Below are 23,695 nucleotides of genomic sequence, written 5' to 3'. Positions count from 1 at the left end.
GTGATAGCCGCCGCGATAAGCGATGCCGCGCATCTTGGTCACGGAGAGCCGGCGTCGCTCGCCGCCGAACTCGGACTGGAAGTGCTCCAGCGTGAGCACGCCGTGCGCCAGGCTCTGCAGGAGCACGTCCGGAGATCCTGGCGAAGGGTTGTCGAGGAGCACGACGGTTCGATTCGCCTCGACGAGGCGGTGCTTCAGCGCGAGGACCTGCCGCCGGTACCTGACCGGGCTTTGCGCGAGCAGGCGCAACTCCGTGCAGGAGTCCACGACGAGGCGCCTGGGCTCGACCCTCGCGACCTCGGAGAGGATGGCATCCATCCGCTCTCCGAGCTCCACCTCGGACGTGTCGAACAGCGTGTTCTCGTCCTCTTCGGCGAGCCGCGACGCCTCGAAGATGGCGATCCCGCCGAGATCCCAGCCGTGAGACGCCGCGACGGCGTGAACCTCTTCGCCCGTCTCCGAGAGCGAGATGTAGAGCCCCCGCTCCCCCTGCCTGGCCCCCTCGAGCAGGAACTGGAGGGCGAGCGTCGTCTTCCCTGCTCCAGGGCTGCCCTGGACGAGGTGCACGCGCCGGCTCGGAAGCCCTCCTCGCAGGATCTCGTCGAGTCCGCGAATGCCCGTCTTCGTCCGTGTCGCACCTGCCGCGTCCGGCATGAGGATCCTCTCTCCTGGAGTAGCGATATTCATCGTATCTGCCGAAGGGGACCCGATGTGGGGGTTCCGCGGCCGCGTACCCCGAGCGGGCTCGTTCTCGACGCACGCGCGGGTTCATTGCCGACGAGTGCGGGTCAAGAATGATACGCACGTCGCGCCAGCGTTTTGCTTCGGATGAGCTCCCTCGCGGGGAGTGCCGAGTACTCGTGGGTCACGCCGCCCGGCACGAGCACGAACGAGCCCGGGGGCGGGCTTCACGTTCGGTGAGCCGGTGCCTGGACGGAGACGCCGAAGGGCGGCGTGCGCTGTCGGACTGCGTTCCGCGGGTACGCGCGGCGGAGCTGGAGGCGCAGCTCGCCGACGCACGGCTGCGGGCTACCCCCCGGCGATCGCGCCGATCACGACGAGCGGCTCCGCGCCCGAGGCGATCGCGTCGGGGAGCGGGACCTCCGGACTCTCGTGCGACCAGTCCTCGTTGCAGGCGAAGAAGCGCAGGAACGGGCGCCGCGCTCCCGTGACGTGATCGCGGATGGTCCCGCGGAGCATCGGGTAGCGTGCCTCGAGCACGTCGAGGATCGACCGGACCGTCACCGGACCGCTCACCTCGAGCGCCACCTCGCCGTCCACGCGCGCGAGGGTGCGGAGGTGGTGCGGGAGCACGACCCGGATCATGGGAGGCTCTGGACCTCGACGGAGAGCACGGCGGGGAGATCGCGGACGATCGGCGTCCAGCGGTCGCCTGCGTCCGCGGAGGCGTACACCTGCCCGCCCGTGGTCCCGAAGTACACGCCGCACGGATCGAGGGCGTCCACCGCCATGGCGTCGCGCAGCACGTTCACGTAGCAGTCGCGCTGCGGCAGGCCGGCCGTCAGCGGCTCCCACTCGTTCCCGCCCGTGCGGCTGCGGTACACGCGCAGCTTGCCTTCGGGCGGGAAGTGCTCCGAGTCGCTCTTGATCGGCACGACGTAGACGGTCTCGGGCTCGTGCGCGTGCACGTCGACGACGAAGCCGAAGTCGCTGGGCAGGTTCCCGCTCACCTCGCGCCACGACTCGCCGGCGTCGTCGCTGCGCATCACGTCCCAGTGCTTCTGCATGAACAGGACCTGCGGCCGGGATCGGTGCATCGCGATGCGGTGCACGCAGTGACCCACCTCCGCGGCTGGATCGGGGATGTACTGCGAGCGGAGCCCGCGGTTCGCGGGCTTCCACGTGCTTCCGCCGTCGTCGGTCCGGAACACGCCGGCCGCCGAGATCGCCACGAACATCCGCCGCGGGTCCTCGGGATCGAGGAGGATGGTGTGCAGCCCCATCCCGCCCGCGCCCGGCATCCATTGCGGGCCGGACCCATGCCCGCGAAGCCCGGCGAGCTCGTCCCACGACTTGCCGCCGTCGGTCGAACGAAACAGCGCCGCGTCCTCGACGCCGGCGTAGGCCGTGTCGGCGTCGGTGAGCGACGGCTCGATGTGCCACACGCGCTTGAACTCCCACGCGTGCGGAGTCCCGTCGTACCACTGGTGCGTGGTGAGCGGCTTTCCCGTCTCGCGAGACGTGTCGTAGACGAACTTGTTGCTCTCACCTTTGGGAAACCCATCCGGCGTCGTCGTCGCCTCGCCGGGCGGCGTCCCCGGCTGATGCCACGTCCGGCCCCCGTCGTCCGACCGCTGGATGATCTGCCCGAACCACGCGCTCGTCTGAGACGCGAAGAGCCGGTTCGGGTCAGCCGGAGAGCCCTTCACGTGGAAGACCTCCCACCCCGCGAAGTGCGGGCCGCTCACCTCCCAGGTCTGGCGCTTCCCGTCCGACGTCAGGACGAACGCTCCCTTGCGAGTGCCGACCAGTACGCGTACGCCGGTCATCGGTGTGCCTCCATCGACGGGGACGGGGAACGTCTAACGAGGCACGCACGTGGCGTCACGCACGCGCTCGGCGTAGAGACGAGTGCCACCTCAGCAGAAGACCCATCCATTCGACCGCGCGGGCGACGAACGTCCATCGCTCGACCCCCAACCGGGACGGCGCCGAGGGCAGGCACCCGAAGCTCTCAGTCGGGCCGCGATCGGCCGCGCGATGAAGACGCCTCCGCAGAACCGCGGTGGGTTACTACAAGAAGTGACGGCGCCGTCGCCGCGCCTCGCGCGAGCGGGCGCCGCCCGGCGGAGCACCGCGAGCTTCTTCTGCAGGCCCGACGTCGGACCGGCTCAGGGTGGGGTCCCTGATGGCGTCCGCCGCTCGAGTGGAGCCGTCGCGAGACGCGCGATGCCGGTCGCCGAGCCGAGCGCTCCGAGGAGCGCGACGACGAGGCCGCCCGGGGCATGCAGCGTGCGTCGCAGCAGGCTCCATGCGAGCGGGATGAGCCCTGAGATGCTCACTTGCGTCTGCTGGACTTCTTTCCGCCGGAAGCATTGAGAGCGACGGCTGCGCGGATGAGCGCCTTGAACGCCTTCGCGTCGACCTCCTCACCCTCGTGGAGGTCGATGGCGCGCCTCGTGTTCCCGTCGAGGCTCGAGTTGAAGAGCCCGGCAGGATCTTTCAACGAAGCGCCCTTGAAGAAGGTCAGCTTCACGACCGACCTGTACGACTCGCCCGTGCAGATGCCGCCGTCATGTGACCACACCGGGGTGCCCATCCACTTCCACTCTTCCACGACCTCAGGGTCGGCCTCCCTGATGAGGGCGCGCAGCCTCGCCAGGGTCTCGCCTCTCCAGTCCCCCAGCTCGGCGATCCGTTCGCTGATGAGTCTCGAGGCCGCCTCGCCTGCTGCCCGTGAATGACTCTTCATCGCCCGCCCTTCGATCTGCCGCTTTGCCTGTGGAGCGGCCGGATGAACATCTCCTCTTAACGAGCGACGTCGTGAAACACGACATCTTGTGGGCGGGAGGCCGCCAGCCTCGAGGCGTGGCAGGCAGCAGCTCCAGACGACGGCCTCTGAGGGTCATCGCCTGATGGTGGGCCGGCGAGTTCCTCTCGATCCTCCGGCGTGCCATCGAGCTCGATGGCCTCGTGTCGCAACTCAGGACCTTCCCAGCCATCGGTACCCTGGAGGCGACCACGAACGAGCCTCCGCGTCAGAGACTCGCCGGCAATACCACGCACGCCGTCTGCGACGGACATGATGCCTTCCGCTGGAGCACGCACGCGCGCTTGCGGTCGCCACGCTTCATTTCCAGGAACTCGGCGTATGCGCACATACCCCTCGCGCGAGCGGCGTCGTCATGCGCGAGCGCGAGCGCGTGCTCGTACCCGCTCTGCGCCTCGTCGAGCGTGCCCATGAAGTCGTACAGACGCGCGAGGTTCCAGTTTGTCGATGGGGTCGTCCGGCGAGAGCTTCACCGCCCGCTGGAAGCACTCCAGGGCCTCGGCGTCGCGTTCGAGCATGGCGAGAGCGGCGCCCATGTTCGAGAGAATGGTGTGGTCGTCCGGAAAGTGACGGTCGAGCACGCGGTACAGCAGGACGGCCTCCTGGAACTGCCGGGCCTCGTAGTACTCGCGCGGGTAGGCTTTCCACGCGTCGAGCCAATCCGATCCCGGATGACGCCGGATGCTGCTCTCTAGCGCGGTCGTCATCTCTGCCATCAGCCCCGCCATCCGGAGCAGGTGGAGCCTCCCTTGATGGAGGCTCAGGTCGCCGGGCGCGAGCTCGATGGCCGTGTCGAGGTGCTTCACGGCGCGACGGAAGCCCGCGAGCTCCTGGTCCGCGCCGCCCTGGCATCCGCCTTCGCGTCACCGGCCGCGCGGGCTGCGAGTCCGACCTCTACGTTCGCGAGGCACTTGTGACCCTCGGCTCGCGTGTGGCCTTCGACGGCCTTGAGCCAGGCTTCACAGGTCGCCTTCACGGCGGCGAGGTCACCAGCCTGGATGAGCCCGGGCCACTCCCGTGCAGGGTCGGAGGCGGCGGGAGCGGCTGCGAGCGACAGGGGGAGGGCCAACGCGATGGTGACGGCTACTCCTCGAGCGAGTTCGGACATCGAGTCCCAGCCACTGCGACCATCTTCCAGGCTCGCGGTCGAGTCGGTCCTGGTGCCCGGAGTCCTGCTCGATCCGCTCCGGTGCCGCGCATCGTGCGCTCTCCTGCTAGCGTGTCGCGTTCATCCCTGGGAGGCGTACATGTCCAGAGTCGCTCGTTCACTCATCGTCTTCGGCTGGTATCTCGCAGGCTTCGGAATGGGGCTCGTCCTCGTTCCGAACCTCCTGCTCGGGATCTTCGGCCTGCCGCCGACGGAGGAGGTCTGGATCCGCGTCGTCGGCGTGCTGGTGCTCGTCATCGCCTACTTCAACGTCCGGCTCGGGCGCGAGGAGTTCCTCCCGCACGCGCGGCTCACCGTTCACGCGCGCGTGGGGGTGCTCGTCTTCTTCGTCGCGTTCGTCCTCGCCGGGCTGGCCAAGCCGATCCTCATCCTGGTCGGCGTGATCGACCTCGCCGGCGCGCTCTGGACCGCCGCGGCGCTCCGGAGCCACGCGCGGAACGCGACCCAGCCGCTGGTCGAATGACCGGATCCTGGGGTGAAGGGCAGGCCCGGCCTCGCGGACTGGAGGCGGCCGCTCAGAGCGAGCAGGGTCTGTCGTGGGCTCAGGTGGCGCGCAAGCGCAGGTGCTCGCCGTCGAGCGAGAGGATGGCCGTGTGGGCCGGCAGCGGCAGCACCCGCAGCACGAGGTTGCGCCGCGGGTGCAACACACGCTCCGTCGTGACGAGGCCCGTCAATGGCAAGGACAGACCAGCCCCTGGCCGCCGTCGTGAGCGGTCTTCACGCTGTCCGGGCAGGACGAATCCGAAGAGCACTGCAGCTTCCGGGAGCCCAGCGTAAGGAGGTACTCGGCGCATGCGTAGGCATAGCTGCTGTAGGAGTTGGCCTCGTCCGTCGTCAGCTCGAGCGCGGTCGCAATCGCGTTGCATTCAGCCAACGAGTTTTGCGCGTTGAACCACTTCGTGTCATTGCGGATCAGGCGCTGCCCGATCGATTCACACATCGCCGTGCACCCGACCGTTCCGGCTGTGCTGTAGTCCGGGTCGTAGCACCAGTAGATTCGGCCCACCTTCGCGCAATGAGAATTCGTTGCGATACCGGCCGGCTCGACCGTCAGCGCTTCTGATCGTTGAACGAGTCTCTCCTCCTTTTCCTGCGCGATCTCCTGTCCGCAAGCGACGAGCAGGAGCGCAGCCCCCATCCACCAGATCGCGCGCCTCATCGGCCACCTCCGCGTTGGTTGAACCAGTTACGCGCGGGTCCGCCGCAGCGGGGTGCCGTTCATCTGGGGGCGCGGCACCGTGACTTGTACGCCTGTCCGTGCTGGTAGCGTACCTCGCCGGCTGACGGCGGCGGCCCTCGTCGCGGCGCGCGTCACGAGCCCGCCGGATGCGAGGAGGCCGGAGAGCGGGGCGAAGGCCCGCTCGGTCCGGTAGCACCACGCGAACCCGCGAGGAATGGGCTAGAGCAAGTGGAAAGTGGAAGGTCTTGACCCCTTGGGCGGTCATCCAGCCGCGTGCACCACGTAGAAACAGTTCTGGATGTCGTGCGGCAGCGTGTGGATCGACACCTCGCCGAAGCCGGCGTCCGCGAGCATCGCCCGCGCGCGCTCCTCGCCCCACATCGTCCCGAGCCCGGCCCCGCCCTGCGCGAGCGAGACGGTCATGCAGTGCATGACCGATACGGCATAGAGGAACGGCGCGAGCGGGTGATCGACGTTCCGCTCGAGAGCGCTCGACGCGCGAATGTCCTGCATCAGGAAGATCCCGTCCGGCGCGAGGCTCCACCGGATCGTGCGGAGCGCGGCGGCGGGATCTGCCTGGTCGTGGATCGCGTCGAACGCGGTGACGAGCTGGTATCGCTCGTCGCCGACGGGCCCGGCGGCGTCCCGCACCTCGAACGTGACGTTGTCTAGCCCCTGCTCGACGGCGGCAGCGCGCGCAGCGCCGATCGCCTGCTCGGAGAAATCGTGCCCCGTGAACCGGCTCCGCGGGTACGCGCCCGCGAGCGCGACGAGCGCCCGTCCAGATCCGCAGCCCACGTCGAGGACGGAGATCCCGCTCCGCAGGTCCTCCTCGAGCCCGGGCACGAGGGCGACGATCGCTTCGAGCGCGCCCACGACGCTCTGCCCGCTGTCCTCCGCCATCACCTCGTGGAAGCGGTCGAACGCGGAGTACGGGACGCCGTTCCCCCTGCGGAAGCACTCGACGATCCTGTCCTCGACGGACCCGAGCAGCGCGACGTACTGCGCGTAGACCGCGACGTTGTTGGGCGTGGCGGCGCGCGTGAGGAGCGCCGCGTGCGCGGCGGGCAGGCGGTACCGGCCGCCTCGCGGCTCGTACTCGACCATCCTCGCCGTCGTCATCGCGCCGAGCCACTCGCGAACGTACCGCTCGTCCAGCCGCGCCTCGCGCGCGAGCTCCTCGCTCGTCGCGGGCGGCAGGCGCGCCATTGCGTCGAAGAGCCCCGTGCGGTGGCCGATCGAGGTCATGAGCGCCGTCCCGGCGTCGTCGAGCATGGCGACGAGCCGGCTCCCGAACGCCTCCACCGCCTGCGGGTCCGGTGTGGCCCGCGTGGACGCCGCGGCTCCATGCTGCTGCTCCATGGCCGCCCTCCTAGCCGCGGGATCTAGGCGCGGCGCAACGCCACAGCCATGACGGTGCAGGCAGGAGGTCGGTCGAGCGCCGCCTCGGACGCCATATCGAAGCCAACCAGGGCTTGACCCCGGTGCCACGTCGCCGCCCCGTTCGCGTTTGGGCCTACGAGCAGACCGGCGAGAGGTCGACGAGGGGGATCGCTGAGGTCCGGCAGGCACGTCGCGACCGGATCGTCGATCCAGGGGGTCAAGACCTTCCACTTGCCACTCGTTGACGACTACGTCGAGTTGTCCGTACGCCGCGATCCCTGCGCCACCGCGGGGGCGCACGGGGCGCAGCCGGCCACGTCGAGCAAGCGGCAGGATCCTGAGCCGAGTTGCGACAGAACGAGGCGTCGCGGGACCCGCTGGTAGGCTGGAACGCGTAGTCTCGCGGGTCGTCACCGGTCCTTCGCCGCGGTGTGCGGCGAATACGCTGACGGACAAGTGGAAAGTGGAAGGGCGTGACCCCGGTTCTCGCTGACGGACAAGTGGAAAGTGGAAGGGCTTGACCCCGGTTCTTTCCCACTCCGAGTTGTTGGGAGTGGGTGGTCGGTTGGCGAGGCGGGCGCGCCTACGAACATCGGTCGTATTTCGAAAAGTACCAGGGGACGCTGACATACGCGGCGTGGGCCCAAGTCAGCGAGGAGGGAGAGGAGAGGGCCCAGCGTGGTGGAACCTGCAGTACCCGAGCAGCACCGCGTTCACCGCGGATCGCAAGCGACGCCGCCCGGGCGCTTTGCGACTTCGACGACCGCAGCACCGGCCCGCCCGCAGCGCAGGTTGCGATCGTCAGTCGAGCAGTGCTCTGACAGCCTGCTCGAGCTCGTCGATCTGCGTCGTCGCCGTGTCCCAGACGACCTTCAGCGAGACGCCGAAGTACGCGTGCGCGAGGACGTTCCGCATGTCGCAGATCAGGCGCCACGGGATCTGTGGCGCCCTCGCCGTGACCTCGGCCGGCAGCTTCCCCGCGGCCTCGCCGATGATCTCGATGTTCCGGATCACCGCGTCGCGCGTGCGCTCGTCCACCGCGAACGTGTCGTAGGTCATGCCGGCTACGAAGCGGCGGACCTTGCCGCACGCCTCGATGATGTCGTCAGCGTAGAGACGCCAGTCGCGCTCAGCCTTGGGCGACATCGACCGCCTCGCGCTCGACGATGGGGCGCATTCGCGGCTTCAGGGCGTCGGGCGTGACGAGGTCGACCTTGTGGTCGAGGTGATCCTCAAGGAACGCCTTGAGCCCCATGAACGAGAGGAACGTGGGGTCCTTCTCGAACTCCACGAGGACATCGAGGTCGCTGTCCTCTCGAGCGTCGCCGCGCGCGGTGGACCCGAACAGCGCGATTCGGCGCACGCCGAAGTCGCGCCGGATCGCCGGCAAGTAGCCGCGCAAGGCCGAGATCGCATCTTCACGACGCATCGGCAGGATTATAGGGGCGCGACGCCGGCAGTGCCCATCTGACGTCCCGAAACCTTGTGAAAGGCGGGTCCCGGCTAAGGGCCGTGGTGGAACCCGAAGATCGCCCACATGGCCGGAACGAGCACCGCGGGCAAGAGCGTCACGCCGATCGAGAACCAGATACCGACGCGAAACACGCGTTTCCTGAGCGGAGCAGTGCGGGAAGTGTCTCCGCCGCTCCACAGCAGTTCGGTGACCCAGCCCAAGCAGTAGCAGGCGTTCGCAACGAACGCGTACGCGGCAACCCCGGCGAAGACAGCAACCGGCTCGATGACGTCCTCGCCTGGGTGAACGAGGCGGCCGCCGATGAGCAGAACAGTCAGACCTGACACGATCCCGGCTGCCAGCACGGCCAGGTTGAACGGGATCCGGCGCCGCTCCCACCACAAGACGACTTCCAAGGCGGGGCTCATGAACCGACGGTACAACGGAATGTCCCGGGTCCTCGCTTGTCACGTCACGCCCGCCACGGAGGAGGAGGCCCCTCATCGACGCCGCAGCGATGTCAGATACACGCCTACACTCCTACACAGGAGGCACGACCGGCCTGCGCGAGGCGAACACGTGGCAAACCGAAGGAACACTGCAGCACGCACAACCCGCGGCTCGAACGAAGACGGACGGCAGCTCTCGTTCGTCGTGCGCGAGCCCGAGGCGCGCATCGAATCTCACAAGCTCGCGCTTGTCATCCCACCGTCCCGAGACCCGGTCAGCGCCATCCGCCGCCTCGATCTCGCATCGCGGTGGGCGATGGACCTCGGCGAGCTCGCCGCCGAGCTCGTCGCCGAGGGTAAGCTCGCACTCGAGCAGGGCCGTCCCGCCCACACGACGAAGGAACGCACGCGATGAAACGCGTCATCCGTCAGGGCCCTGCCGCGGTCGCGATCTACGCCCGCTACTCCACGGACCGGCAGGACGCGCGATCCATCGACGACCAGGTGCGTCGCTGCCGAGCATTCGCGGAAGCTCGCGGCCTCGATATCGCCGGCGTCTTCAAGGACGCGGCAGAGAGCGGCGCTCACCTCGAGCGCGCCGACTTGCAGCGGCTCCTCACCGAAGCGCGCTCCCCTCGTTGCTCGTTCCAGACGGTTCTCGTGGACGACCTGTCGCGTCTCTCCCGCGACCTCGGGAACACATGGCAGATCGTATTCCGCGATCTTGCGACTGCCCACGTCCGCGTCATCGACGTAAGCACCGGGATCGCCTCCGACTCCGCCGGCGCCCGCATCCAGTTCGGGGCGCTCGCGCTCGTGAACGACACCATGCTCCAGATCGTCCGGAGCGAGACGCTGCGCGGACTAGAGGGTCGCGCGCTGGCCGGCTTCTCGGCCGGCGGCCGCGTTTACGGCTACAGGACGGTCCGCGAGGAGAACCCCCCCGACCCCGAGCACCCTCGCGCCATCCCGGTCATCGATGAGATCCAGGCGGCGGTCGTCCGCCGCATCTTCCAGCTGTACTCCGAGAACTACGGCCTGAAGCAGATCGCCTACGTCCTGAACGAGGAAGGCGTGCCTGCGCCGTACGACGACGCGTACCGCAAGCAGGGCGGCCGCGGCTGGGGACCCGGCACCATCCGGTTCATGCTGAAGAACGAGCGGTACGTCGGCCGGTCCGTCTGGAAGAAGCGCCAGTGGGTCACGGACCCGGCGACCGGCGCGCGAACGTACCGAATGCGCGGCGAGGACGAGTGGGTCACGACCGAGCAGCCGCAGCTCGCCATCGTCACGAAGGACCTCTGGGGGCGCGTCCAGGCTCGGTTCGCGGAGCGGAAGGGCGCGAAGGGGCGCGCCCGCGGCACCGGCAGCACCGGCCACCTGCTCACGGGACTCCTCCGCTGTGGCGAGTGCGGCGCGACGATGCGCGTCGTGAGCCTCAAGCGGAAGGCCGGACGCGCCTACGCGAACTTCGGCTGCTCCGCCCACCACGGGAAGGGCGCATCGATCTGCGGGAACGGCCTCGTCGTCTCCGAGCGGAAGCTGAACCGCGCCGTCATCGACGAGCTGCGGAAGCTCCTCGCCTCGAAGGAGATCCAGGCCCGGTTCATCGACGGGTTCACGAAGCGACTCCAGCACAAGGACCCGCGCGACGACCGCGAGCGGGCGGCGCTCGAAGCGGAGGTGAAGGCGCAGGAGGCACGGGTCCGCAACGTGACCGCCGCGATCGCCAGGTCCGGGTTCTCCGAGGCGCTCGCGGAACAGCTCGGCCTCGAGGAAGAGACGCTGCTTTCGCTGCGTCAGCGCCTTGCCGCGAAGACGCCGGCCGGCGAGCGGTCGGCCGCGGTGCTCGACCCGGACGCTGTGGCGCGGTTCCTTGAGAAGGTCCTCGAGATCGCGGAGACCGCCCCCAAGCGGGCGAGCCTGTCGCTCTCCCGCATCCTCGTGCCGATCACCCTCGTTCCCGTGCAGGATCGAAACGGAACGCGGCGCTACGAAGCGCGCGGAGCCCTGAATACGAACCCGGCCGTCCTTTCGGACGGCCGGGCCGGGTCTGCTAATGATGGTTGCGGGGGCGTGATGGAGGACTTCTCTCCTACTGAAAACGCCCTGTACACGCGAAGAATCAACCCCTCCGGCGCTTGCTCCTTCCCCGGGTGCGACCGCCCTCTCCATGGCGCCGGGTTATGCGACGGCCACCGGAACCAGGTGCGGCGCGGCGTGGCCCTGACGCCCCTCCGACCGCCTCGGCGGAGGCCGAAGAGGGCGGCGTGACGACGCTCTCCGGGGCATCGAACCCCTTCCTGTTCGGCGCGCGCTCCGCCGCCAAGAACGGCTGCAACCAGTCGTACAACGCCGGGAAGTCGAGGTGCTTCGGGAAGGGGTCCTGTTCCAGCCACTCGCACAGCATCGTGCGCCTGAACACCGCCTCCCCGCTTCGTCGTGGATGGGTTCCCAGCGTGGAGTCGTAGAAGCTGGAGTGGACCGAATAGTGGTGGGAGAAGAAGAAGGGCTCCCAGGTTGCCTCGACCTCCTCCTTCGGCTTCACGTCGATGACCTCGGTCTCCAGGAACTCCCTCGACGAGTTCGAGTCCCACGCGCCGTGGAGCAACGCGACCGCCTCCACGTCGGACTTCGGTGCGCTGTACCCGAACACCGTGAACATGTAGGCGTCCTTCAGGACCAACCTCACCGCCTCCCACTCGCGCGCGATGAACGGGCTCGCCGAGTACTCCTTCTTCTCGACCGGGAACAGCAGCGGCGTCCGAACGAAGCCGTTGCGGCACTCGGGGCACCGAAAGCCGACCGGTCCAACCTTCCCCAGGTGGTCTGGGCAGTGCCCAACGGCAACCGAGCCGTGCAGGAAGAGCATGGTCGGCAGTTCGCGTAGAACCTTCCGGTTTCGGATGTACGCCTGGACGAGCAACGGGTCCCAGTTGAACGTCGCGATGAAGTCCTGCTCTCGAAGGCTCAACAGGAGGTGGTCGTACAGCGTCGGGGTGTCCGGCAACTCGAACGCGGCGAAGTACTCATAGACTCTTTGCTCCAGTTCGGGGAGCAGCGACTGGTACTCGGGCTTGCCGTGGAGCGAACTGTAGAGGGCCTCGAAGTTGTCGGGGATGTGCTTCACCCCGTGGTCTCGGAGCAGCGGTTCCAGCCCGAGCGTCGAGATGAAGTTCGTCATGAGCGGTGGCTTCACGCCTCGCTTGTCGCCGTTCGGAAGCGCCGCGAGGCTTGCCCCTGCGCCGAGAAGCACGACGTGCGGCCGCCCGATGCCAACCCGCTCCCTCTGGTCCGAGACCAAAACGATGGTCAAGCTGTTCCTCCGTTCGTAGCGTAGCGCATCGGTGCGACGGGGAGGTGTTGGCACCGAACCAAGGTCCGCCCGGGAATCCCCTGACACCGGGCCACCCATGCAGCAGCCGAAGGCTGCCAGAAGACGAGTGGCTGGGTGGTCACCCGGCCAGAAAGAACTGTGCCAGCGTGCGGTCGAACGCGGGAACGTCGGGGTCGCTCGCCGTGATGAGCGCCCGTACCGGCGTCTTCAGCCCTTCGACATCGCTCATCGGGTGCATCGCGACGTACGCGCTGCCACCCTTCACGAAGCGCAGATAGTCTCGGTCCCAGTTCCCCGCCCGCAGGTAGTCATCTCCCTCGACGCCCGGCCTGGCCGCCCACGAGTAGCCGAGGTCGATGTCTCCGAGCGTCTCACCATCCGGGTCCAGGTAGCTGCTGAACACGCACAGGTTCGAGATGTACTTCACCGTAGCTCGACACCGCTCTTCATCGACTCGACAGGCGGAGAGCCGCTCGCGGATGACCCGAGTCTGGGCGTGTACCAACGGCGTGCCCAGGAGCAGGTCAGGAATGAGCAGAAGCGGTTCGACGACGCGAACAACCGCCTGATGACCGTGACCCCGGCAGAGCACGCGGAGGCGCTGCGTGAACTTGAAGCAACCAAGGAGGCGCTCCGCCAGACGGTAGAGAGGTCTGACGCCCTGACACGGCGGTGACGCTCACGGGAATGGCGTCTACACGGCCCGCCTGTTCCCGGACGCCTGCGCGCGAACGAACGTGAAGAATTTCTCGGCGGTGGCCGGACCAACGACCGCCGCGAGTTCCTCCAGCGTGGCGTTCACAACGGCAGCGGGCGTCCCGAAGTGCTCCAGCAGGTCCCGCGCGCGCCCCGGGCCGATGCCGTTGATGCCCTGGAGCATCCGCATCTGCTGGCCGGCGAGGTCCTTCGGCTTCGGCACGCGGGGCTCCTGCGCACCCTCCAGGACGTGGCGGGCGAGAGTCTTCAACCAGGCCGCCGTGTCCTTCGCGTCCTTGCTCTGGATGAACGACACGGTCCAGTAGCGCGCGACGAACAGCGCGGCGCCCCGCCTCGCCTCGTGCGCGATGAGGCGGTACTCGTAGAAGTCCCCCTCGACGATGAGGACGGGCCGGTGGCTGACGCGCCGGAGTTCATCCACCTGCGCGAAGAGCCGGCCGCTCCGGAGGGACCCGACGAAATCGGCCATGCTCTTCCGCTCGACGAGGACGTGGCCATCCGCGACCGCGTAGTCGCCCGGGTCGAGGCGCTCGCGGCGCATTACGACCTCGGGGTCGCTCTTCAGGAGAGCCGGGACCGCGCTCTTCTCGCGGTCGTCCACGATGATGGTGACCGGCGTGAACGCGCCCTCGGTGTGGGCGGGGTCCTTCAGAGTCGGCATGCTGACCTCGGTGTTCGGCGGCGTCTATTGCGGCGTCATCTTCGCCTGGAAGGTCTCGACGAGGAACATCGCGACGCTGCCGGCGAGGTTGACCGCGAGCGCGGCGTGACGCGCAGCGGGCGTCCCTTGCCCGGTGCCCGGCCGTGCGCGTCGCTCATCTTGTTCCGCAGGGTGCCGAGCCCCGTCACGACGGTCTGGCAGCCGCCCAGGATGCGCTTGAACAGGTCCTCGTGGTGCTGCTCGGGCGCGAGATTCAGCGTCATGGCCGCCGACCGGTAGAGTTCGGGAGGTCCGCCTCCTCGTCGAAGGTGACGCCCTGCTTGTGGAGGATGGACTTGCAGGTCGTCTCCAGCAGCGTCCGCGCCGCCGTGACGGCGCCCTCCGGGTCGGAGTGGCGGCGGTCCAGCGCCTTCTCCCAGGCCGCATGGACCTCGGCAGTGCCCCAGGTCTTCAGCGACGACGTGATGGGCTGGTCGGCCGGAGCGGTCTGCTTGGTTTCCAGGTGCTGGAGGACGGGGGTGAACTCGGTCCGCAGGAAGTCGCGGCGCTGCTGGTACGTGTCGAACCCCTTCAGCTTGATGAGCGCCCAGAAGTCGTCGAGCGTGAAAGTCGTCTGGATGAACGTCGGCAGCTTCTCCTTCAGACCGGGGATGGCGAGCAACTCCTGCCTCACCAACGTGTACTGCCGACCGTTCCAGGGCCCCGGCGTGGTCGCGCGCGAGACCAGCAGGTTCCGGAGCATCTCGACCTTCATGAACAGGTCGTTCGTTCCGTTCGACATCTGCCCAGGCTAGCCCTCGCGCCGCGCCGCCGTCGATGGCCTTGTAGATGCTCTCGCAGCCGATGCTACCCTCGATGGCACATCAGACCGGAGGGGCCATCCCGATGAAGCGGAGCCGCAAGCCGTCGCGAACCCGGCGAAGCCGCCGCCCGTCCTCGAAGGGCGAGTGCGTCATCCCTCCGCCGGTCCCGCTGGAGGTCCTGCCCCAGTTCGCCTTGAACACGCCGGACTACAAGGCGCGCGGCATCAGGGAGTACGTCGAGTCGCAGGCCAAGGACGAGAAGGTGAAGCACGCGGAGAGGGTCACGACGGAAGCCGTCTTCGGGCGCCGGCACGAGGTCTGGGATGTCCACACCGACAAGAACAGGTGGTGGGTCATCACGCAGCCGACGAACTTGTACTCCCAGGCCGTCTTCCCGAGCATGGACTACACGCTCTCGTTCCATATCGGCCTCATGGCCCGGGTCGAGGCGGCGGAGCGCGGCCGGGCACCCGGCGCGAATCGTGACACGCTCGCTCCGGGGCGGCGTTCGAGGCGTGCGTGACCCAGTTCGGGCGGTGCTGGCCGCGTTCGGGACCGCCTCGGTGCGAGACGAGTTGGGTCGACCGACGCGGTGCCCGAGGTGCAGGTCCTACGCCCTCATCCCCGATGAGACCGAGGACGGCCGGCCGGCGCTCGTCTGCGAGTCGTGCGGGCTCCGGGGGGAATGGGTGCCTGGGGTTGCCGTCCCGAAATCCTCCTCGTCCGGCGAGCCCTGATTCGCCAGTCCGAACGAGGTCGAGCCGGGGGCGGTCCGGTAGGATGCTTCCGGGACGTTTAGAATCGGTTCTCTGGAACCCACGGAGACTACGCATGCCCTACGCCATCGACGAGGTCCTGAACAAGCCCGGTGTTCACGTCGTCCAGCGCCCCACAACAGAACTCGGGACGTACGTGTTCAAGGTCGGCTCGCTCACTCCCAACATCACCGTCAGGCTGTACCCAGCGCCCCACGGTCACGGCGTCTCGTGGGAGCAGAGCCACTTCATCAAGACCCCGGTCCAGGGCTCGCCGTACGCAACGAGTCGTCCCTGGGGCGACGACGCCCCCTACGCGCTCCACCTGGCAGTCACCAGCATCACGCAGTACTACGACCAGGCCGTCCGCGAGCATCACACGCCCGAGGACTCCTGGTTGGTCCGGAACGAGGGGTTCACCCGCCCTGCCGACCCCGCGACGCTCGACGCCGTCGAGGCTCTCCTCTACGTGACGCTTCGCCTCGCCGCCGATGGCGGGGACCAGGTGAAGTTCGCGGACGTTGCCAAGGACATGAACGCCGACTTCGTCGGCCGCGATGACACCTGCCCGGAGTGGACAGCCATGGAAGTGCACGGCCTGTGCGAACAGGCCAAGCCGCTCATCGACCTGGCGCGGCGCCTGGTGCGGTCGCGGTAGCATGCTCCGGGAGGGCGCTCTCGCAGTGCGTCCCGTTGCGGTAGGAGTTGGAAGTGGCCACTCCGCTAGCACCAGGTGAACCGCTGGCCCTCGCGCGTGCGCTCTACGCCGAGGCCGGGGCGGTCGCCCGCTTCATCGACGAGAACGTCCGGACCCAAGTGGAAGCGCGCGTCCCCGCCATCCCGCACGGCGTGGTCTTCCAAGGGCAGCTACTTCGTGCCATCGCCTGGCTCAGAAGCATCGGGAAGCTGGACCACCCCGCCGACTTCCAGGCCGTCACGGCGGGCGCCAGGGCCATCTTCGAGGGCGCCGTGGACGTGACCCTGATGCACTTCGACACGGCCGCCAACGGGCCCGAGAAGATGGACGCCTGGGAGGAGTCGGCCAAGTTGAAGCACGCCCAGACCGCCGCCGGCTACATCGCGGCGGTAGGGCGCCAGCCCACCGAGGCCGAGCAGCACATGCTGACCTTCATCAGCAACAAGAAGGTCGGCATCGAGAAGCAGCGGCTAACGCTCTGGCCCAACCACAAGGGCAAGCACCCGCCGCGCTGGACCGGCCGTGACCTCGCCCGGGATGCGGAGGAAGCCGAGAAGGTCCTGGCGGAGGGCTTCGAGGAGTTCTACCGCCTGCGCTACCCGGAGTTGTGCTGGAACGTCCACGGCTCGGGACTAGCTGGCATCGCCAACGTTGCCGCCGAGGCCGTCCCGTACCTCGGTGGCCGCGCCGCCTCGGAGGCGGCGAAGTTCGCCTGGGTAGTGGCCGAGGTGGTCGCGAAGCACATGGGCTGCTGGGACGAGGAGAGGTTCAGGAACCTCCCGCAGCAGGTGAAGGAGGCGCGGGCACTGGCCTACGTGGCGGCGATGCACGGCGTGGGGGCGAGAACATGACCAGCGAGAACGCCCCCGCCATGAGCGAGGAGGTCCGGCGCATCGTGACGGCGGCCCACATGTTCCGAGGCTCCCGCGACTTCTTCCTCGCGTACGAAGTGCTGGGCGCGTTCATGCAGAGCCCCGAGGCTCGGGAGGGCCGCGCTCCGAACCCGATTCAGTCGCAGGCCACCTGCGCCGCCCTCGCGCTCGAACTCGCCTTGAAGGCCCGCATTGTCCTCGACGGCGGGGACCCGCCGTCGAAGGGGCCGGACGGCCACAAGTACGTCGCGATGTTCGGCCTGCTCTCCCGGGCCGCGCAGGAGGACATCGTAAGACCGCTGTTGCTGGACGGCGCCGCCGCCTCGGTCGAGGGCTTGGCGAAGGTCCTGGCGGAGTTCGAGGGCACCTTCCAGAAGTGGAGGTACATGCACGAGCACCGGGAGGTGGCGTTTCACGAGGGGAACATGGTCGCGGTCGTCCAGGCCGTGTACGAGTCCCTCGTGCGGCTCCGCCCCGACTTCGGCCCATGGCCGGGCGTCATCGTGGACCCTGACCGCCCGGTGCGTTGGCACATCACACCGCGACCTTGATGGCTAGAAGCACGAGAGCCGACCTCGCGGGCGACTCGCCATCGTCCGTAACGGCCGGCCGAGGGGAGGGGATTACGCCGCCGTCCTGGGCCTCGGGATGGCGGCGGAATTGTAGAACCTTTTCAGCGTCGCCACGTCGTGGTTCGTGTACGCGGCGACGGCCTCCAGCGGCGCGCCGTTCGCGACCATCCACGACACGAACGAGTGCCGCAGGCCGCCCGGGACCCAGCCGCATGCTGCCGACCACCAAGCGAACAGGATTCGCGCGCAGGCGTCGCCCCCCTCAGCCGCCCCCTCTCCGCGCTCTGTTACAGTAGTGGGTGAACATCGAGGACGACACGAACGCGCTCGACGTGCTCGCGAACATCCGCGACCTCGATGCGGCCGGCGTCCGCTTCCTTGCAGCGACTCAGGGCATCGACATCCGGCCGGGCGGCGACGCGATGTCGCGCCTCATGTTGACGATGCTCGCGGCCGTCGCGGAGTTCGAGCGCGACCTCATCCGCGAGCGCACGCGGCTCGGGATGGCGAAGGCCCGCGAGGCCGGAAAGCGCATCGGGCGCCCGCAGTCCGAGCGCCCTGAGCGCGCCGACGTGATGCGACTCCGCAAGGACGGTAAGTCGTGGCGCGCGGTCTCGAAGGCGTTGGGCTGCTCGACCTGGGCGGCGCGGCAGGTTGTGGAGGGGTGATGGTGTAGCAGCGCCCCTTTTTCGGCGGCAGGCACGCTCCCCGTCGCCCTTCCAATAGAACGTCACGAAGCTGCCGCCGCGCGCCATCCCCGAGAAAGCGCGGCCGGGCCCACGGCCGCCGTTCGGCTCGACAGGTCCGCCCCGTCCAAACGGTTCTGGTAGGCTGACGAGATGAAGCTCGTGGCCATCGTGCGCGCCGTAACGCGCCCCGACGAGGCCGCGCAAGCAGTGGCCGACGCCGCGGGTCTCACGCTGGCAGAAGCCCGCATGCGCCTTGCGCCTGAGCCGCCTGCTCTCCTGGCTCGACTCGAACCGGCCAAGGCCAACCTGCTCGTCGTCGCGCTGCGCAAGGCCGGGCTGGCCGCGCTCGCGGTCGATGCCCGTTGCCCGACCGACAAGGACCGCACTGTCGCCCACTCCTTTGCCATCGACGACGCGGGCATCACGTTCACGCCCCGCTTCGGGGACTCGATGGTGTTCGAGTGGACCAACGTGATGGCCATCCTGCGCGGCGTCCGCGCGTCGCGCTCCGAGGTCAAGCGCACCGAGAAGTCGAAGAGCTTCTCGGTCGGCACCGCGGTCATGACGGGCGGGCTCAGGATGACCCGCACCTCCACGAAGACGGTGCGCTCGTCGGAGGAGGCCATCGAGCAGGTGATTTTCGTCTACGCACGCGGTGGACGAGCAGCAACGCTCGCGGAAACCCAACTTGATTTCTCGCGCCTGGGGACGGGCATGCAACCATCCAGCACCGGGAACATGGTCGAGCTAGCGCGGCGACTGCGCCAGAAGGCGAAGAGCGCGTTCTACGACGAGCGACTGATGCGCCTCGGTCGTCGACCGCTGCCATTCGTGGTAGGCGGCGAGTCGCGCTCGCAGACGCCCACGATGGCGACGACCCACACCGACACGAGCGGCTCGCTCGATACGCTTGCCGAGGTGATGCGGCAGGGCCTGACCGAGGCACTGCTCCCGTGAGGATGCAGATAGCCGTCGTGGGGCATCGCCATCGGACCAAGCCATCGTCGCCCCGGGCGGCGCCTGCACTCGATGAGAGTCTCGCGACCGTGAAGCTGCGGGAGCGGCCCGCCGTACTCGATGAGCAGACGATGCGGAGCGTATGTCGCACGCTCGTCCCGTCCGCAGGTGACAAGTGGGAGCCAAGCTCAGGGGTCGAGTCGTCTCACCGCCGGCGACGCTGCGGCTCGTGGGGAGAACGGGACCAATCAGACTGAAGTGATAGGCTTCTCAACGCTGCCGCAGACCGCACCGCAGGAGACCGCTCTTGGCACGTTCCGCCGCACCTCAATCCATCGCCGATGCCATCCATGAAACTGTGCGTTCCGTCGTCGCGGGGGCGCTGCCCAGCCTACAGCGCGCCATCAACCAAGCCGTGGATGCGCGACTGCGGAGAGAGGTTGTTCCTACAGCCAAGCGGGGTCGCACCGCGGCAGGCCGGAAGACTACCCGCGAAGAAATCACACGCTGGGCCGGAGACAGGCGCGCTCGCCGCGTGCCGAACTTCGTCATCGAGGCGACCGGGCTCGATACGAAGAAGGCCATCGTTGCGAAGTTCGGTGCGAATGCAGCGTTCGCAAAACGCTGCCGGCCTTGAAGGCGGAAGCCGCTGTGACGGAGGCGCAGGTGCCGGCTACGCGCGTCAAGGCGAAGCCTCCCGTGGTCCGGAAGCGTGCGGCGGTGGGTAAGTAGCGCCTGAGAACGGCACGACGGTGTGCGGACCATACGAGTCGAGGTAGGTAATGGACTAGGAAGGACCGCAACGGGGCTTCGTCGACAACGCTGGTGGGCGGTTCACGTAATCCGAGCACCACCCGAACTATACCGAAGCCTTCCAAAGCGGCGCCCAGGCTCGCCGCATTCACGACGCGGAGGACACATGCTCGCGAGCGGTCCCCGATTCCAGGTTCTGCGGCACGTCACCATGGGCGCGCTTCTGCTCGTGGTTGCAGGCTGCAACGGTGCGCTGCTTGCGGGCGGGCGAAGCAGCTACTACGCGACAGTGCAAGCGTTCCACCGACTTGCCCCCGAGTCCCGGTTTCAGTTCGCGTTCTTGCCCATAAGAGACCAAGAAGACAGCCTCGAATATGCCACATACCAAGACATCGTCCGCTCTAAGCTGTGCGCACGCGGTTGGACTGAGGTCGCCCCGGAGCGTGCGGAGGTAGTAGTTGCATTCGATTACCTCATAGACGACGGCAAGCCGTATTCCGTTCAGATTCCGGTATTCGGGCAAACGGGTGTCCGCAGCGCGACAACGAATGGGTACGTGAACTCGTTCGGAGGTTTCTCAGCAACAACGACGTATTCGCCCCAGTTCGGCATCGTGGGATTCGCCTCGCGGTCATACACCGTATTCACTCACCGGCTGTACGTGATGGTTTTCGAGAACAGTTCAGGCGTGAACGGAAAGTTGAGACCTCTGTTTCAGGCCACTGCCGCGAGTGAGGGAAGGAGCCAACACCTCAGCCCCGTGATGCCATTCCTGATTTCTGCTGTCTTCCTCGACTTCCCCGGAGAGAGCGGGGCCATCAACAACTTCCACTCGCGTGAGTGAACTCGGACGTCTGCGCGCGAAAATCGACCGGTTGTCGCGCACCCGCTGACCGACGCGCAGGTAGCCTTCCCGAAGCGCGGAAGAGCAACCGTTTTCTACGCGGGTGCTGGAGCCGCTGCTGGGCTCGCCGCCGCACGCCTCTTGCCGCCGGGAGCCCAGCGGGTCAGAGTTCCACGGCGGGGTGGGGCCCAGCCCGCATCTGCTTCAGATACGCCCTCAGCGCCGCCTCAGAGATGCCCCGGTTCCGGGCCGCCGCACGCTGAGCCATGCCGGCCTCCACGTCCGCTGCGGCAGCGGCGAGTTTCACTGGCGAGAGCCGCGGCCGTCCGAGACGCTTCCCCTGCCGGCGCGCCCGCTCCAAGCCCGCCTTCGTCCGTTCGATGAGACGGGAGCGTTCCTGCTCCGCGACCCAGCCGAAGACGGCGACCAGCAGCGGTCGCACCGGACCGCCCGTGTCCAGCCAGGGCGCGTACTCCCTGAACGATTCCGTCTGCCAGGGTTGTCGAGCGACCGCCTCTGTACGCAGCCGAGAAGCCATTGCGGCGGCCATCCGTCGCGACGTGAACTAGGTGAACACCATGGCCCCGAAGAGTCAGAAGAAGCAAACCGTTCGCCACTTCCAGAATGGCCACTACAGCGTCACCCCGAAGCTCCTTCGGAAGTATCGAAAGGAACTGGGCCTCCCCATCACTACTGTGTTGGTGGTGGAGTCCATCTTCGCGTGCATCGGCGACGACGGAACCGCATGGCCCAGCCAGCAGACCATCGCTGACGAAATCGACAAGTCCGTAGATACGGTGCAGGAGCACATCTCTTACCTGAACGACCACTGCTACCTGCCGATTCGGAGCATAAAGCGCGGCAACGGGAGGGTCCACAACGTCTACGACCTTAAGCCCCTCATCGAGTTCAACGCCAAGCTCGCCTCCGTCGAGGAAGTGCCCTCAATGTTTCCGGTGAGCTTCACGGAGTGGAGGCAGGCGAAGCGGGCTGCTGGCAAGGGTGGGAAACGTGGCCGTCCGAAGAAGGAGGACTGCAGTCAGCCGCGGTTCGGCGAGCCGAAAATGTTGTTTCAAGAGAAGCCCCGCACCGGGTTCGGCAAGCCCAACCACGAGCACGTCCCTGATATCCCGGACTTCGTGGATGGGCACCTCGACTATGAACCGCTGTTCGCCGACAACATCGTGCGGAAACCGAGTGTCGGCGAGAGCATCGAGATGGCCGCGCAGCCCTCGGTGCAGCCGCTACTGGCTGTTCCGCGGTTCAACCCGAACGCATGGGAAGCTCTCAGGAAGGAATTCCACGTGAGCGACATTGTGAAGCTCGTTCGGCACATCCCCGAAGAGTGCGACTGGGTCCAGGCAAAGCTTCGCCTCAGTAACGAGGAGTTCGCGGTTGCCGTCGAGGCCGGTGAGGCGAGCAATAAACTCGTGCGCTTTGACATCGACGGCCACCAGTTCCTGCACACGCGTGTGCTCGGCGAATACGATGACGACGCCATCACTCTGCAGGTGCTACGAGACACGCTCCGGTGTGGCCCGGAAGACCTGCCCGAGGTGGTCAAGAACCCGAAGATGCTCGCTGCGGCTGTGCAGGAAGGCGTCTTCCAGAGCGTCTGCAGCGACTATGAGATTCTGCCTCAGCTTTTTGCGGAGGTGTGCCCGCCCCAGGACCTCATTGCCGCGCGCGACCGCCTCTGCGGAGAGGATGTACACCCCGAACACCTACTTAAGAGAATCATCCGAGAGATGGCCGCCCGTTACGTGCAAAGAGCGAAGAAAGTAGCTTAACTGCTACCGAGCCGTCGCGGCAGCTAGGGCGAAACTTCTGTTTCGGCCGGCAAGCATCGCGGGTATGCGACGGCGCCACTCTGCGCGGCGCCTCCACGCTAGCGGGAAGCGACTGCGTGCGGTGGAGCCCGCGGCTGAAGAACGCCTCGCACCCAGGGCAGCGCCGGCCTTTGGGCAGCAGGTGCGGTGGTGCTGACAGCATCACAAATCCGAGAAGTAGCTTCCGCTCTTCCGAGGGCCACCTGCCGCCGACAAGCGTCGCTCCCAGTCGTCCACATCGCCGATGATGTCGGGCGCAGGAGCCGCCGCTGCCGCGTGGAGCCGGACCTGCGAAACGTCCGCGTATCCTTCCGGCGCTCCCTCGTGGAGTCTCGCCGTCGCTGCCGCCTGAAGCAGGTCCTGCGGGACGGCGCCGCAGACGTCTGAGGGTTCGGCGGCGGTTGATACATAGGCTGCCGGTGGCGCCGATGGCGGCGGCGGTCTGCCGGGCGGCAGCCGGTCGAGGATGCCTCGAAGCTGGTCTATCGCGTTCTGGATAGACGCCCTGAGCCCCTCTACGGAGTCGGCTGGGATGTCGGCCGTGCCGCCCGGCTGCCGCGCGGAATGCCGACGGCGCCACGCGCGCAACGTGCGTGCGCTGATTCCATGCTGTTTCGCATAGGCGTCCTGGGTGAGGCCGGATGCAGCCCAGCCCCGAGCGACGCGCGCGCGATGTCCGTCGGCTCTGCCCATGACCTATAGATTGCCGCTGGCGTTTTGATAGCCGAAGCATTCCGAGGAGTCCGCCAGAAGCGACACGCCGTTGTGATATAGATTGGTATGAGCCCCAGCGAGAATGACGCGAAGGTCAAGGCAAGCGAAGGAAGCAGCGCCCGCACTTCCAATCGGGCGGGGCCCGTTGGGACCATCAAGGTTCGCATTGTGCCGCTCGAAACTCCCGAGGCCACCGCGGCCGCCATCGGTCACCTCGTGGAGGAGTGGGCGGCTCTCACGTATTCCTGCATGGTCGAAGCTGCGATGGTCGCACCGGCTGCGAACGAGCCGATGCACCCTCTCGATGACGCGGCTGCCGGTGCAGTCGAAGCCGATGTCGGACTGGAGTGA

Annotated in this window: 26 protein-coding genes and 2 pseudogenes; 12 read left to right on the top strand and 16 right to left on the bottom strand. The window is 67.6% G+C overall.

The window, feature by feature from the left end; genetic code table 11:
* Window positions 1–18: 18 nt before the first annotated feature.
* From MLV88_RS02095 to MLV88_RS24425, 5 genes and pseudogenes are all read right to left on the bottom strand, one after another.
* A pseudogene (locus MLV88_RS02095) lies at window positions 19–654 on the bottom strand (ATPase domain-containing protein); the annotation flags it as partial.
* 375 nt (window positions 655–1,029) lie between these two features.
* Window positions 1,030–1,326, bottom strand: coding sequence for a MoaD/ThiS family protein (locus MLV88_RS02090; protein ID WP_243336711.1), 297 nt, complete (start codon window positions 1,324–1,326; stop codon window positions 1,030–1,032).
* Window positions 1,323–2,510, bottom strand: coding sequence for a sialidase family protein (locus MLV88_RS02085; protein ID WP_243336709.1), 1,188 nt, complete (start codon window positions 2,508–2,510; stop codon window positions 1,323–1,325). The genes MLV88_RS02090 and MLV88_RS02085 overlap by 4 nt, the downstream gene beginning before the upstream one ends.
* A gap of 509 nt (window positions 2,511–3,019) precedes the next feature.
* Window positions 3,020–3,433, bottom strand: coding sequence for a DUF1801 domain-containing protein (locus MLV88_RS02080; RefSeq protein ID WP_243336707.1), 414 nt, complete (start codon window positions 3,431–3,433; stop codon window positions 3,020–3,022).
* Window positions 3,434–3,864: 431 nt separating this feature from the next.
* On the bottom strand, window positions 3,865–4,317 hold the full coding sequence (locus tag MLV88_RS24425) for a tetratricopeptide repeat protein (RefSeq protein WP_243336706.1): 453 nt from the start codon (window positions 4,315–4,317) through the stop codon (window positions 3,865–3,867).
* Window positions 4,318–4,758: 441 nt separating this feature from the next.
* Here MLV88_RS24425 and MLV88_RS02070 point away from each other — a divergent pair, with 441 nt between their 5' ends.
* A complete protein-coding gene (locus tag MLV88_RS02070; RefSeq protein WP_243336705.1) occupies window positions 4,759–5,142 on the top strand; it encodes a hypothetical protein in 384 nt (127 codons plus the stop codon).
* A gap of 207 nt (window positions 5,143–5,349) precedes the next feature.
* Here MLV88_RS02070 and MLV88_RS02065 read toward each other — a convergent pair whose 3' ends face one another.
* The 5 genes from MLV88_RS02065 to MLV88_RS02045 all read right to left on the bottom strand — a co-directional run bounded on the left by MLV88_RS02065 (window position 5,350) and on the right by MLV88_RS02045 (window position 9,123).
* Window positions 5,350–5,838: a hypothetical protein gene (locus MLV88_RS02065; protein WP_243336704.1), complete on the bottom strand. Its 489-nt coding sequence runs from the start codon at window positions 5,836–5,838 to the stop codon at window positions 5,350–5,352.
* Between the two features lie 282 nt (window positions 5,839–6,120).
* The gene (locus tag MLV88_RS02060) at window positions 6,121–7,221 is read right to left on the bottom strand and encodes a class I SAM-dependent methyltransferase (protein WP_243336702.1); all 1,101 of its coding nucleotides are present in this window, start codon (window positions 7,219–7,221) and stop codon (window positions 6,121–6,123) included.
* An 822-nt stretch (window positions 7,222–8,043) separates the two neighbouring features.
* Window positions 8,044–8,388, bottom strand: coding sequence for a HepT-like ribonuclease domain-containing protein (locus MLV88_RS02055; protein WP_243336700.1), 345 nt, complete (start codon window positions 8,386–8,388; stop codon window positions 8,044–8,046).
* On the bottom strand, window positions 8,372–8,671 hold the full coding sequence (locus tag MLV88_RS02050) for a nucleotidyltransferase family protein (protein ID WP_243336698.1): 300 nt from the start codon (window positions 8,669–8,671) through the stop codon (window positions 8,372–8,374). Before MLV88_RS02050 ends, MLV88_RS02055 begins: the two co-directional genes overlap by 17 nt.
* Window positions 8,672–8,745: 74 nt before the next feature.
* A complete protein-coding gene (locus tag MLV88_RS02045) occupies window positions 8,746–9,123 on the bottom strand; it encodes a hypothetical protein (RefSeq protein WP_243336697.1) in 378 nt (125 codons plus the stop codon).
* A gap of 151 nt (window positions 9,124–9,274) precedes the next feature.
* Here MLV88_RS02045 and MLV88_RS02040 point away from each other — a divergent pair, with 151 nt between their 5' ends.
* Together MLV88_RS02040 and MLV88_RS02035 are read left to right on the top strand one after the other, a co-directional pair.
* Entirely contained in the window at window positions 9,275–9,559 is a 285-nt protein-coding gene (locus MLV88_RS02040) for a hypothetical protein (protein ID WP_243336694.1), read from the top strand.
* Window positions 9,556–11,418 carry a recombinase family protein gene (locus MLV88_RS02035; protein WP_243336693.1) on the top strand — a complete coding sequence of 621 codons (1,863 nt, stop codon included), beginning with the start codon at window positions 9,556–9,558 and terminating at the stop codon, window positions 11,416–11,418. Before MLV88_RS02040 ends, MLV88_RS02035 begins: the two co-directional genes overlap by 4 nt.
* 1,181 nt (window positions 11,419–12,599) lie before the next feature.
* Here the strand turns inward: MLV88_RS02035 and MLV88_RS02030 are convergent.
* The 4 genes and pseudogenes from MLV88_RS02030 to MLV88_RS02020 all read right to left on the bottom strand — a co-directional run bounded on the left by MLV88_RS02030 (window position 12,600) and on the right by MLV88_RS02020 (window position 14,640).
* Entirely contained in the window at window positions 12,600–12,908 is a 309-nt protein-coding gene (locus MLV88_RS02030; protein WP_243336691.1) for a hypothetical protein, read from the bottom strand.
* 267 nt (window positions 12,909–13,175) lie between these two features.
* Window positions 13,176–13,859, bottom strand: coding sequence for an ERCC4 domain-containing protein (locus MLV88_RS02025; RefSeq protein WP_243336689.1), 684 nt, complete (start codon window positions 13,857–13,859; stop codon window positions 13,176–13,178).
* Between the two features lie 185 nt (window positions 13,860–14,044).
* A pseudogene (locus tag MLV88_RS24770) lies at window positions 14,045–14,122 on the bottom strand (hypothetical protein); the annotation flags it as partial.
* Complete coding sequence (locus tag MLV88_RS02020; RefSeq protein WP_243336687.1) at window positions 14,119–14,640, bottom strand: hypothetical protein; 522 nt, start codon at window positions 14,638–14,640, stop codon at window positions 14,119–14,121. The pseudogene MLV88_RS24770 and the gene MLV88_RS02020, both read right to left, overlap by 4 nt.
* 74 nt (window positions 14,641–14,714) lie before the next feature.
* On the opposite strand from MLV88_RS02020, the gene MLV88_RS02015 reads away from it, so the two are divergent.
* The 7 genes from MLV88_RS02015 (at window position 14,715) to MLV88_RS01985 (ending at window position 20,801) form a co-directional block, all read left to right on the top strand.
* Window positions 14,715–15,185 (top strand): hypothetical protein, encoded by a 471-nt coding sequence (locus MLV88_RS02015; RefSeq protein ID WP_243336685.1) that lies wholly within the window; start codon window positions 14,715–14,717, stop codon window positions 15,183–15,185.
* 308 nt (window positions 15,186–15,493) lie between these two features.
* Entirely contained in the window at window positions 15,494–16,075 is a 582-nt protein-coding gene (locus MLV88_RS02010; RefSeq protein ID WP_243336683.1) for a hypothetical protein, read from the top strand.
* Window positions 16,076–16,128: 53 nt separating this feature from the next.
* The gene (locus MLV88_RS02005) at window positions 16,129–16,965 is read left to right on the top strand and encodes a hypothetical protein (RefSeq protein ID WP_243336681.1); all 837 of its coding nucleotides are present in this window, start codon (window positions 16,129–16,131) and stop codon (window positions 16,963–16,965) included.
* Between the two features lie 20 nt (window positions 16,966–16,985).
* Entirely contained in the window at window positions 16,986–17,537 is a 552-nt protein-coding gene (locus tag MLV88_RS02000; RefSeq protein ID WP_243336679.1) for a hypothetical protein, read from the top strand.
* Window positions 17,538–17,857: 320 nt separating this feature from the next.
* Window positions 17,858–18,226 carry a recombinase family protein gene (locus MLV88_RS01995; RefSeq protein WP_243336677.1) on the top strand — a complete coding sequence of 123 codons (369 nt, stop codon included), beginning with the start codon at window positions 17,858–17,860 and terminating at the stop codon, window positions 18,224–18,226.
* Window positions 18,227–18,397: 171 nt separating this feature from the next.
* A complete protein-coding gene (locus tag MLV88_RS01990; RefSeq protein ID WP_243336675.1) occupies window positions 18,398–19,204 on the top strand; it encodes a hypothetical protein in 807 nt (268 codons plus the stop codon).
* A gap of 919 nt (window positions 19,205–20,123) precedes the next feature.
* Entirely contained in the window at window positions 20,124–20,801 is a 678-nt protein-coding gene (locus MLV88_RS01985; protein WP_243336673.1) for a DUF4136 domain-containing protein, read from the top strand.
* Window positions 20,802–20,964: 163 nt separating this feature from the next.
* On the opposite strand, the gene MLV88_RS01980 is transcribed toward MLV88_RS01985, so the two are convergent.
* A complete protein-coding gene (locus MLV88_RS01980; RefSeq protein WP_279324176.1) occupies window positions 20,965–21,339 on the bottom strand; it encodes a recombinase family protein in 375 nt (124 codons plus the stop codon).
* A 40-nt stretch (window positions 21,340–21,379) separates the two neighbouring features.
* On the opposite strand from MLV88_RS01980, the gene MLV88_RS01975 reads away from it, so the two are divergent.
* Window positions 21,380–22,591 (top strand): helix-turn-helix domain-containing protein, encoded by a 1,212-nt coding sequence (locus MLV88_RS01975; RefSeq protein ID WP_243336670.1) that lies wholly within the window; start codon window positions 21,380–21,382, stop codon window positions 22,589–22,591.
* A 201-nt stretch (window positions 22,592–22,792) separates the two neighbouring features.
* On the opposite strand, the gene tnpA is transcribed toward MLV88_RS01975, so the two are convergent.
* Complete coding sequence (tnpA, locus tag MLV88_RS24765; RefSeq protein ID WP_408628790.1) at window positions 22,793–23,323, bottom strand: IS66 family insertion sequence element accessory protein TnpA; 531 nt, start codon at window positions 23,321–23,323, stop codon at window positions 22,793–22,795.
* 87 nt (window positions 23,324–23,410) lie between these two features.
* Here tnpA and MLV88_RS01970 point away from each other — a divergent pair, with 87 nt between their 5' ends.
* On the top strand, window positions 23,411–23,695 hold the full coding sequence (locus MLV88_RS01970; protein ID WP_243336667.1) for a hypothetical protein: 285 nt from the start codon (window positions 23,411–23,413) through the stop codon (window positions 23,693–23,695).

It is taken from the genome of Anaeromyxobacter soli (assembly GCF_022808855.1).
In the GTDB taxonomy this organism is placed as follows: Bacteria; Myxococcota; Myxococcia; order Myxococcales; family Anaeromyxobacteraceae; genus Anaeromyxobacter; species Anaeromyxobacter soli.
This window is presented reverse-complemented; position numbering and strand designations above follow the sequence as displayed.